Origin of the sequence: Bacteroides clarus YIT 12056 (assembly GCF_900129655.1) — a bacterium.
Classification (GTDB): domain Bacteria; phylum Bacteroidota; class Bacteroidia; order Bacteroidales; family Bacteroidaceae; genus Bacteroides; species Bacteroides clarus.
This window is the reverse complement of sequence record NZ_FQWK01000013.1, coordinates 1-11,727: the sequence shown is the minus strand read 5'-3', so window position 1 is coordinate 11,727 and position 11,727 is coordinate 1. Positions and strand designations below refer to the sequence as shown.

General features: G+C 36.6%; 5 protein-coding genes. 2 read left to right on the top strand and 3 right to left on the bottom strand.

The genetic code is table 11. From position 1 onward, the window contains the following. Window positions 1-2,750: SusC/RagA family TonB-linked outer membrane protein (locus BUB52_RS15365; RefSeq protein ID WP_073212697.1), on the top strand; the 2,750-nt coding region annotated here is incomplete at its 5' end. A gap of 13 nt (window positions 2,751-2,763) precedes the next feature. After that, on the top strand, window positions 2,764-4,239 hold the full coding sequence (locus tag BUB52_RS15360; protein WP_039950638.1) for a RagB/SusD family nutrient uptake outer membrane protein: 1,476 nt from the start codon (window positions 2,764-2,766) through the stop codon (window positions 4,237-4,239). An 89-nt stretch (window positions 4,240-4,328) separates the two neighbouring features. Here the strand turns inward: BUB52_RS15360 and BUB52_RS15355 are convergent, their stop codons facing one another. The 3 genes from BUB52_RS15355 to BUB52_RS15345 form a co-directional block, all read right to left on the bottom strand. Beyond that, window positions 4,329-6,740 carry a hypothetical protein gene (locus tag BUB52_RS15355; protein WP_009121634.1) on the bottom strand — a complete coding sequence of 804 codons (2,412 nt, stop codon included), beginning with the start codon at window positions 6,738-6,740 and terminating at the stop codon, window positions 4,329-4,331. A gap of 365 nt (window positions 6,741-7,105) precedes the next feature. Next, on the bottom strand, window positions 7,106-8,911 hold the full coding sequence (locus BUB52_RS15350; RefSeq protein ID WP_009121633.1) for a RagB/SusD family nutrient uptake outer membrane protein: 1,806 nt from the start codon (window positions 8,909-8,911) through the stop codon (window positions 7,106-7,108). Window positions 8,912-8,932: 21 nt separating this feature from the next. Next, window positions 8,933-11,727, bottom strand: a 2,795-nt coding sequence (locus BUB52_RS15345; RefSeq protein WP_139259740.1) for a SusC/RagA family TonB-linked outer membrane protein, incomplete at its 5' end; no start/stop codon positions are given.

Genomic DNA, 11,727 nt, shown 5'->3' with positions numbered 1-11,727 from the left:
TAAATCTTACTGGAGCGGTGGGCAGTGTAGATGCTGCAGACTTAACAAAGCGCGTTTCTCCTAATGCTTCTTCTATGTTACAAGGACGAGTTCCAGGTTTACAAATTGTACAGAACTCAGCTAATCCTGGTGCTGAACAAGCTGCTATTCAAATTCGTGGCCAAGGAACCTTTTCTGATGCAGGTAGTAATCCGTTAGTCTTGATTGATGGTGTTGAAGGTGACATGAATAAAGTGAACCCGAATATGATAGAGAATATCACTGTATTGAAGGATGCTGCTTCTGCTTCTATTTATGGTTCTCGTGCGGCAAATGGTGTTATTTTGATTACTACAAAGAATGGTACCGAAGGTCGTTTAAATATTGATTATAATTTCAATATGGCATGGCAATCACCTACCACAAAGCAAGACAGGATTACAAATTCTGCCGAATATATGACCTTGTTCAATAAAGCGTTGACACATACAGGTGGAGATATAGCTACTAAGGGATATAAGCAAGAGTGGATTGATGCTTATAAAAATGCAGCTCCTGGAGATCCTATGTATCCCAATCATGATTGGTATGATGACATCATTAAAACCGCTCCTATGCAACAGCATTTTTTAAGTGTAAATGGTGGTAAAAATGGTACAACGTATAACTTTGGTTTAGGCTATTTGGATCAGGATGGAATGGTAATAAAAACAGGGTATAAACGTTACGATGCTCAAATGAATTTAAAAACTAATTTAGGAGGTAGAGTAACATTTGGAACAAACATTAATTTCTCTAAATCGCAGCGCCATTCCACATCATATACCAGTGGTGGTAATCAAATTGATAATAATGAGACGGAAGACATGATTCTGTGCATGTATGCTCAAGGTCCATATTATACTCCATATTTACCAGATGGACGATTTTGTACTGGCGGATATTCTGGACGGGGACACAACAAAGCTCCATTAGCTGTTGCATATAGTGGTGGTGGAAAGAAATTTGATGAAAACTATGTGTTAGGTAGTGCATTTGCTAAAGTGAAAATTATTGACGGGTTAGATGCTGAGGTAAAAGCGTCTGTCCGTTATAATCAATTGCAATCAAAATGTTTAACAGTTTCCGTTAAAGCATATAAATTACATCCGGATGAATTCGGAAATCATGAAGAAAGTACCTATAACAGCGATGTCAATACTTTAACTGTAAGACAAGAAACAGAAATGCAATATACACTATATGGAACTTTAAACTATAAAAAGACTTTTGCTGATAAACATAATTTAAATGTAATGTTAGGATATAATCAGGAAAACTTTAAATATGACAAAATAGGTGGTTATAGAACAGGGGTTCCCACAAATACGCATTGGGAATTAGATGTTGCTTCAACTGCCGGCCAAACGAATGAAGGAGGTGCATACGAGTGGGCCATACAATCATACTTTGGTCGTTTGAATTATGACTTTATGGGTAAATATTTATTTGAAGCAAGTTTTCGTTATGATGGTACTTCTCGTTTAGCTAGCGGTAAACGTTGGGGATTATTTCCTTCTTTCTCTGCAGGATGGCGTGTTTCAGAAGAGAATTTTTTAAAAAATGTGGAATGGATTTCAAATTTAAAAGTACGTGGTTCATGGGGACAGTTAGGAAATCAGAATATAGGTAATTATCCATATCAAGATTTACTTACAGCTGTGAAATATAATTTCGGTGGACAAGTTAGTCAAGGGTTTACACAAGACGCTTTAAGTAATCCGGAGATCAAATGGGAAACGACTACAGCTGTTGACTTCGGTGTAGATTTTGGTTTCTTTAATAATAGACTATTCGGTTCTATCGACTGGTACAAAAAAACGACAAAAGATATCTTACGTGAATTGCAAGTACCTACTCATATAGGTGTATCTGCTCCAATGGTAAATGATGGAACTATGGAGAATAAGGGTTGGGAATTTGTTCTAGGACATGAAAACAGAATAGGTAATTTTACGTATAGCATAAGTGCTAATTTGGAAACCTATAGAAATAAATTAGTCAAATTTGGAGCCCGTGAAATAAATAGTAGCAATGGAACAATAAAGCAAGAAGGACTTCCTTGGAGTTCCTATTACATGTACGTATTTGATGGTATTTATCAAAATCAATCGGAAATTGATAATGGTCCGAAGCCATTGAGTAATTTAACCCAACCCGGTGATATGAAGTATAAAGATATATCTGGTCCGGATGGAGTACCTGATGGAAAAATTACTCCTGATGATCGTGTAGTAGTAGATGGTGCTTTTCCAAAATTCAATTATGGGTTTACTATTAATGCCGCTTATAAAGGATTTGATCTTTCTTTGTTCTTCCAAGGTGTGGAAGGCAAAAAGATTTACGTAAAAGAATGGGGTATTGCTCCTTTCCGTCAGGCTTCAGTACCTTCTACTTTTTGGAGAGGAGCATGGGACGGTGAAGGTACCTCTAATTCAATTCCTCATATTTTTAATGATAATTATGCACCTAATACAGCTGTTTCTACTTGGTGGTTACAAGATGGTTCATATTTGAGAATGAAAAATATACAGATTGGCTACACCCTTCCTAAGGCATGGCTAAGCAAGATACATTTCCAAAATGTACGTATTTACTTCTCAGGAGATAATCTGTTAACTTTCACTGATTTCTTTCAAGGACTTGATCCAGAACGTACTGCTCAAAATTCAAGAGGTGCTATTTATCCTCAAGCCAAGGTAGTATCATTCGGTTTAAAAGTAACCTTATAAAAAGAGTATGGATATGAAGAAGAATATATTAAAAAGTATATGTATAATAGCGTTAACCGGAACATTCATTTCATGTAACGACTTTCTAGATAAACAACCTCTAGATGAATTAAGTTCAACAACATTTTGGAAAACTACTAAAGATGCAGATAATGCTTTGACTGCTGTATATGCTAGCTTTCGTAACTCTACATTTTCTGCAGTTCCGGCAAGTGGTCCCTGTACGGAATTGGAATATTTATCAGATAATGCAGTCGTTCGTGGTACTGGTGGAGCACCATTGAATATTCAACAAGGCGGTATCAATTCAACTACAGGTGGTGTATTAAATGATATGTGGACATACTCATATAAAGGTATTTCTGCTGCAAATTATTTTCTTGATAATTTTGATAAAGTAAAAGATTTGTATTCTGAGGCTGATTTTAATAAATTAAAGGCAGAAGCTTTATTTATTCGTACATTCTTTTATAATGAATTAGTTGTCCATTACGGTGATGTGCCTCTCATGCTGCAAGGTGCTGAAGTTGGTAGTGATTATGATCGAATGCCACGTACTCCTCGTGCAGAAGTGGTTAAACAAATGCTAGAGGATATTGATTTTGCTATTAAATGGTTACCTAATATTGCATATACAGATGGACATGCAGTTCAAGGTTCTGCAGTTGTTTTAAAATGTCGTATATTATTAAATGATCAACGCTATAGTGATGTTGCTAAATTAGCTGGTGATTATATTCATGACCCTAATAATCCATTCGACTTAGCTGACGACTATGCAGGTATTTTCTTTGGAAAACAAGAAAATAATCCAGAAATTATGTTCTCTATTCAATTTAAAGCACCAGATGATTTCCATGCATTAGACCAAATGGTAGGAAGTCGTATGACTATATTCCCTAGTTTTAATTTACGTGCTTCTTATGAGCCTAACGATCCTCGTATAAAAATGACTATGTATGAAATTGGTGATCCTTGGCCCAATAATAATAAATCTGGTAAATTTGAAGAAGATGGTAATAAAGCCGAAGGACTTATTCCTTTTACACAGTTGGCTTTCAAAAAATATGTCAACCCTAATGTTGAAGTACCTAAAGCATCTACTTTGAGTGATCAGCATATAGTAAAAATGCGTTATGCAGACTTGTTATTGATGTACGCCGAAGCAATGTTCGAAAGTGGACAAGGGAATGATCCTCTAGCACTGAAAGCATTAAATGATGTGCGCCAGCGTCCGGGTGTGAATATGCCAGTCAAACCTCAATTAACGCGTGAGATTATTCGTAATGAACGTCGTGTAGAATTGGCTTACGAAGGAATCCGTTATTACGATATCATTAGATGGGATATTGCAAAAGATGTAATTCCTACTGTTCAATATGATGAGAGCGGTAGAATGAGAAAGTTTGATGGTAATCTATGGCCTATTCCTCAATCTCAAATGGATATTATGGGAGATGTATGGGAACAGAATGCACCATGGAATTGATCAAGTGAGAAAATTATAACCTTTTAATAAAGCCTATTTCAAATTATGAAGTAGGCTTTATTATTTTATTTGATTACAATTATATTTATTTAATCATGAGGTTGAGGATTAAAGTTAGTAAACGCTTCGTACACTTTAAAATCCGCTAATTGTAGGTTTTCATCTTTAATACCATTATCAGGACGATCAGAAGAACTTTTCATCTTTCTTCCTAAACTACGATATATGCCGAATTTATTACGAATATTGGTAGCCCCTTTTCTCCATAAATCAATATCGGAAAAAGATTGATTGACGAGTATTTTTCCATCACTAATACGAGTAAGCTTTATACGGAATACGCCATGATGGGTATAATGCATTTCTGTTTCTACCTGTATCCATTCTTCTTCAAAATCCGATAGTGGCAGGTTGTCTATAATAACCCCTTTACTACTTTTTTTATTATCTCCGGTATGAATGATTTGTACACGTTTATTGTTACCGTCTTTGTCACAGCGAGTACTTATGGTAATAAGTGGTGCACCATTATTTCCTTCTTGTGCTTTCAGTTGATGTAAATGACAAAAACTCGTAGAAGGACGAAAATCTTTTGATATACGGAATTTCCATTCTAACCGTTGCCATTCATTCCAATTTCCATTTAATTTATGCCAATTATAATTGGTTTGACTTTTCATTTCATTCCTTTGTCGATCACTTAATAATCTTCCACGGTCACTATCCAATACTTCGGTATTAGCATGATTAATAAAATTGAATACATACTGTTGCAAAGTTCTATCGAAAATGACTTCACAGTGTATCCCTTGATAATGATCATGTTTAGATATATTAGGATGTTCGGAATAATCCCAACCCAAAGAACGCATATATTCATGTATAGCATTGAAATCTCGATTCCTTAATGAAGCGTCAGCCTGCATTCCACCTTGGAAAATATAATCTGTCTCTTTTGGTATCGGATTTTGTTCGGACAGACCATATCCAATATTTTGTAGTGCGGTATTTCCTAGCCTTTCTTTTAACTGGGCCAAATAAAGGCTTTGTGGCGTAACAGAAATGTTATGCGAATCAAAAATTCCAACGGGGAGTGTTGGCCCAGACTGATTGAACGGACGACGTAATGGTGTACTTTCTCCCTTACTACCAATGACCCAATTATATGTACCCGGTGGAAGTTGATTAACATAACTTTTAGCTGTACAATTCCAAGCTACGGACCAGGCAGTTCCCCAACCATGCCCTGAACCCATTGAACCTCGATTTTTAAAATCAATACCACCGTTAGGCAGGCTACAATTATCCAATAATATACCGGTACTCCAACGCTGGTGTCCTTCAATTCGTCCGTTACCTTTAAAGGTACAATTTAGAAATACGATAGGGCCTGTTTGTCCGGCTCCCAAGGCTGCAAACCATATGTTATCCCCTTCAACAGAGCAGCGATCTAATAGAATCTGGCCACCATTTGGAGCAAATTCTGCCGGTTTGGATGCCCCTTGATGCAATGCTTTTCTTATTACATTTACTTGTTGTAATGTAATTCGTCGCCCGCCTATACCAATACTTTCCATCGTTTCCATAGCATTAATATCTTTAGCCCAACAATCTTCACCATTTATTCTTAATGCATAATATAATGCTTTAGAATGATTGACCGCCTGGGCCGGTGATTCAATACGGATATTTTCTACTCCGCATTGTTTGAGGCGGCCAACATTATTTGCGACGACTATGGTTGTATTATCATCCGTGTAATTGGAATCATAGCAATCAATGAGTGGTACGGTTAGTGTAATAATATTACCGTCAATGGCTGCAATCGTTCGTTCAGCTATTAAAAACTTGCCAGCCTTAATCCAAGTCTGAGTTTTTCCATCGCGAACCAAATTATCCATTTTCATAAATTTAATCCATTTCTCAGTCACAGGCTTACGAATCTCTATATTGTCACCCACAGAAAGCCTTGAAACATTATCAACAGTGAGTTTGTATGCACCTGCAGGAATATATTTATCTATAACTTTGATGCAGGCTTCTCCGGAAGATATTTCCCCTATCCGATTCCCTACACGTTGGTGAAGTTTATTATTTAATATGATGGCTGTATGCTTACCGCCTGCCATTACAATCACACTCCCACTGGGATCACTTCCACTACCACGTAATACAACTCCATCAGCTTTGATTTGAAGAGAACCATTACAGACATAGCGCCCAGGAGCTAACAAAACAGCTCCTCTAAAACCATGTGCATTTTGAGGTAATTCAGAAACTATATCAATAGCTTTTTGAATATGATTTGTACAATCTTCATTGTCTCCTAATGGATGTACAGTCAATTTTGCCGGTATATACGGTAATGTAACTCCACCACCTTTATATCCCGCGAAAGAGAAATCTGCAATACGATCTCCTTTTTTCGTCTGTTTATATATTAGTTTGCCGGTATCATCCGTATAAACCCATTTACTTTTTATAATCTGTTGTTGTGCCATTGTGAATACGGAACATAACAAACACATAAGAAATCCCAATCTTCTCATATTATGTCACATTTTAGTTAAATTCGAGTTAATAACAACATTGTGAATTATTTGATATATAGATATAATCTCAAAAACTTACAATACCATTAGATATTAAAAAGGAGAATATAGAATGAGCTTTTAAGTAAGATTTTTATATTATATAAATTATGTAATTTATTGAAAGGCTTTGAAATAATATATGCTTTCACAAAATATATGTGTATCAATAGCATATATAAATAAAATCACAGCAAGATTAATCTTGCTGTGATTATAGAAACTATTTCATATTAAGAAACAACACATAGTTCTTTGAAAATCAGAATTGAGGATTATAACAATGGATCAAAAGTACCATCATTCCAGCCCTTAGTTTGCTCTAATTTTGCATTCTGTTCAAGATGTTTTTTAGGTAAGGCAAAGAAATAATGATTGTCATCAACATCCCATTGGAATTTATTATCTATCTTGGTAACAATTGTTTTGAAATACTTGAAGTAGTCCACAGAGTTTAATTTGCTCTCACCTCCACCATTTGCAAAATCTTTTGCCAAATCATTTAACGATAATTCTTTTTTAGCATCAGTGAGTTCTATTTCAATTCTTTCACGCGCGTATCCTTTGTACTCCGGATCACTAAACATCATTCGACGGCGCATATCCCAGAAACGTTTACCTTCATAGGCTAATTCAATACGACGTTCAAAAAGAACAGCATCAATCAGTTCTTGTTTAGTCATATTAGCTTTTAGACCATAGAGTTCATCAGCGTTAGCCGTGATACCAGCTCGTTTACGAATCTCTTTTAAAATAGTATAAACTTCAGGATCTTTATTCCCAACTTCAGCTGCACATTCTGCTAAATTTAATAAAACTTCTGCATAACGAATTTCTACTAAATCAAGATCATAGTTACGTACATCTACTTTCTTCACTACTGGATTTATGAATTTGCAAGAGTAAAAACCGGTTTTTGTAGAGTTTGCAATTTCAATTTCTCCCCCCTTATAAGTGAATTGGCGTTGTTCAGGATATTGATTATCAGCTAACGGATATACCATGCCATTAGTTACAATTGTTTTATAAAAACGGGGATCACGTCCTACCCAAAACAAACCTCTTTCATCTGTCGCTGTAGGGTCAAAGGGCTCTTTTACTCCATCTCCGTCAATATCTACCCCGGGTACAGTACCATCAGCCATGGGATATGCCAAAACCAGATCAAGGGTAGGCTGGTTCCAGCCAGTAGCACCTTGGGAGTAATCCAAAGGACGCACACCTGCATTTATATCTGACTTATTAGCAGGATAAGAATAGCGTTTAGAGAAAATGACTTCTTTAGATAATTCACTTGCATCGGAATTGTCTTTCCATGTACCATCATAAGTAGAATTTAATCCATATCCATCTTTTTCCAATTGTTCTTTCGCTGCTAAGTTAGCATCATAGGCTGCCTGCCAACGTGCCGCATCATTATTTCTGTTGAATTGCTTGCTGGCATAGAACAGTAAAACACGACCTTTCAATGCCAATGCAGCCCCTCTCGTAATACGTCCTGCATCAGATCCACTCCAAGATTTGGGAAGTACTGTTGCCGCAGTACTTAAATCATTTACAATCTGGCTAATACACACGGATGTTTTTTCACGTGGCACTTCTGATTCCTTTCTATCTTGTACAGACAGAATCAATGGTACGCCACCATATCTTTTCACTAATTCAAAATAACGATATGAACGTAGGAAAAGAGCTTGCGCCTCTATCTTTTTACGCACATCTTCAGATAATGTTCCTGTATTAATATTATCTAATAGTACATTTAGTTTATAAATTCCTTCATAAGGCCAATAATCTTTAGTTGGTCCTCCTCCGCCTTCAGATGTCAGTTGACCGGCATAGAAGAAATCTTCTCCACCTCGACCTTCATCGCTATATTGATTGATATCGGCTACATCAGCAGACCAGTCTGGCAAATTATCAGCATAGCATTTATCTAAAAATGCCGTTGCCAATGTTTCATCATTCCATGTATCCTCGGCAGTTACTGCGTTCAAGTTTTTTTTGTCAAGAACATCGTTACATCCTGCTACTCCTAATCCAACAAGAAGTATTGCAGTAAAAATATATTTTGACTTCATAGTGTCTTTCTTTTATTGAGATTATAATGTTACGTTAAGACCAAAAGAGAAATTTCTCATGATTGGGTACGAACTGATATGATCTTTATGTACCTCAGGATCTGCAATTTTTAATCCATCTTGTAATAAGAAAAGATTAGTTCCGTTAACAAAAACTTTAACCTTGTCCAATTTTAAGGCTTTGGTAATAGATTGTGGTATATCATATGAAAGAGAGATATTCTTACAACGTAAAAATGATGCGTTACGTACCCAGAATGTAGATTTCTCCCCATTTGTTTTAGTTAAAGTAAAAGGCATTGACGCATTGGGATTTTCTGCCGTCCAATGATCATTCCAATATGCAAATGTGCCTGTCCAATCTTTCACACCAGGTTTTCTATCATCAATAACGCGTTCGTGACCTGCTAGCCCTTGGAAGAATATATCCAATGTAAACCCTTTCCATTTACCACCTAATGTAAATCCATAAGTAATAGGAGCAGATTGTTTATCAACGATTACAACCATATCTTCTTCTGTAATTTGACCATCTGGTTCATCGCTATTTACTCCACGTACATCTCTGTAAAGTAACATACCGGGAACTAATTTAGTCCCTTTAATGAGTAATTCTTTCCCATATTTCTTTACATTTTCTTCATTAACTCGATCTACTTCTTCTTGTGAACGAAGAATTCCAAGACAATCATATCCCCAAACTCGATCTAATGATTGTCCTATTTCTGATTTGTAAGCAGCTAAATTGGAGGCTTCATCTTTTTCTACCCACCAACTTTTGGCATAGCCAAAGTTACCTTTCAACCAATATGTGAAATCTTTCACTTGGCCGTTATATCCTATTTCAAATTCAAAACCTCGTGCATCAATTTTTGCATAGTTTTCTTTAGGAAGTTTTGCTCCGAAGCTAGTGGGTACACTTGCGGTACGTTCGGCAAGAATATCATAAGTATGTCTATAAAACCATTCGAAACTAACATCAAAGTGATTGAATAAACGACCATCAAAACCTACATTATAAGAAATGGATTTTTCCCATGTCAAGTCAGGATTAGCCAACGTACCCGGCTCGATACCATAGCTCTGTGAACCGAATATAGCTCCTGTCGTTAAGTTATACTTGGGCATCCAATCCCATCCACCAATAGCATCATTACCTAAAGAAGCTATTGAACCACGCAATTTCAGATAGTCAATAAATTTTATATTATTAGCAAAAAACGGTTCATTGGATATACGCCATCCAGCAGAGATAGAAGGAAAAAATCCCCAACGTTTATTGGGTGCAAATTTGGTGGAACCATCCACACGGAAAGCTGCTTCTAGAAGATATTTATCATCATAAGCATAATTTAAGCGTCCGACATAAGAAAGGCGTCCGCTTTCACCAACAGAGCCATTACCTACTATAGATTGAGAAGCATCACTACTCGCTGCATGAAATTCGGGCATTGTCCAAGTTAACAGACCGTTACGTTGTGCGTCAAAAGATTCATTCTCTCCTTCGGCCTGTTCGTAAACAAACAGTGCACCAATGTCATGTTTACCGAATGTCCGGTCATAAGTTACAAAGAAATTCATTTGATAATCAGAGTAAAGGGCTGATGTTTTTTTGATAAAGCGGTCTCCACCACGCACGTCGGTTCCTGTAACTTGTGGGTTTTTACTCGGATCAATGTAATGTCCATTGGTTCCACTTGTTTCAAAAGTGTAAAGAGTATATGGCATCGCTACCTCTTTATAGAGTCTATTATAAGTGTTTCTACTATACTGGAATTTAAATTTCAACCCTTTGAGGAATGGGGCATCATATTCCGCAAACATATTAACATTGGTATTCATCCATTTACGTGTATCTCTACCTGCCTGTTCACTGATTTGAGTCAAAGGATGTTGTTCCAAACCATTGGCTTTTACAGGAAGCCCATTGATATAAAAAGGGTTCATTTTCGAACGTTTCAAAATGCTGGAATATAAATTATCCAAGTTATCTCGTCCACCGTCAGATTTCCAATGAGGCTTGATGTCTTTCCTATTATCCGTACTAATATTTAAGCCTACTTTAAAATTATCCGTAATGCTAGCATCAATGCTAGCACGGAAATTTGCTTTATTATATTCCAAATTATCAAAAGCACCAGTTGCAAAATAATAAGCACCGCCAATAAAATAACGCACGCGTTCTGTACCACCTGTAATGTTTAAGGCATGACGCGTGGTGAGCGGGGTTCTCCACATCTCATCCAGCCAACTATAGTTTACTCCTTTCAGATACTCGAGTTCATCATCTGTATACCATGTTTTTTGATTTTCCGGACGATTTTTGGGATCAGAACCTTTATCAACCCAATCTTGGTACCTATTATGATTTAGAAAAATAGCTTGTTCATAAGCACTCATTGTTTCAGGATTTTTTGTTGGACTATCAAAACCAACGGTACCTGAATAATTTATAACTGGCTTACCCGTACTACCTTTTTTAGTTGTAACCAAAACCACACCGTTAGCTGCGCGGGCACCATACACTGCAGCAGAAGCCCCATCTTTCAATACTGATATATTTTCAACTTCACTGGCATCCAATGATTCGAATGCCTCTTGATTTCTGACAACCCCATCAATAACATATAATGGGCTTGAATCATTAGTAGTACCTTTAGCACGAATACTCAAACTGCTAGTTGCGCCAGGCTTACCTGTAGTAGAAGAAATCATTACTCCTGATAAACGTCCTGCTAAAGACGTTGCCAAATTGGCAGTTGGAATATCTGCAATGGTCTTTGCGTCAACACTTGTGATACTTCCTGTTACACTTC

Excerpts from the sequence above, each read along its gene's own strand:
- BUB52_RS15360 (WP_039950638.1), top strand. The coding sequence starts at position 2,764 with ATGAAGAAGAATATATTAAAAAGTATATGTATAATAGCGTTAACCGGA.
- BUB52_RS15355 (WP_009121634.1), bottom strand. The coding sequence starts at position 6,740 with ATGGCACAACAACAGATTATAAAAAGTAAATGGGTTTATACGGATGAT.
- BUB52_RS15350 (WP_009121633.1), bottom strand. The coding sequence starts at position 8,911 with ATGAAGTCAAAATATATTTTTACTGCAATACTTCTTGTTGGATTAGGA.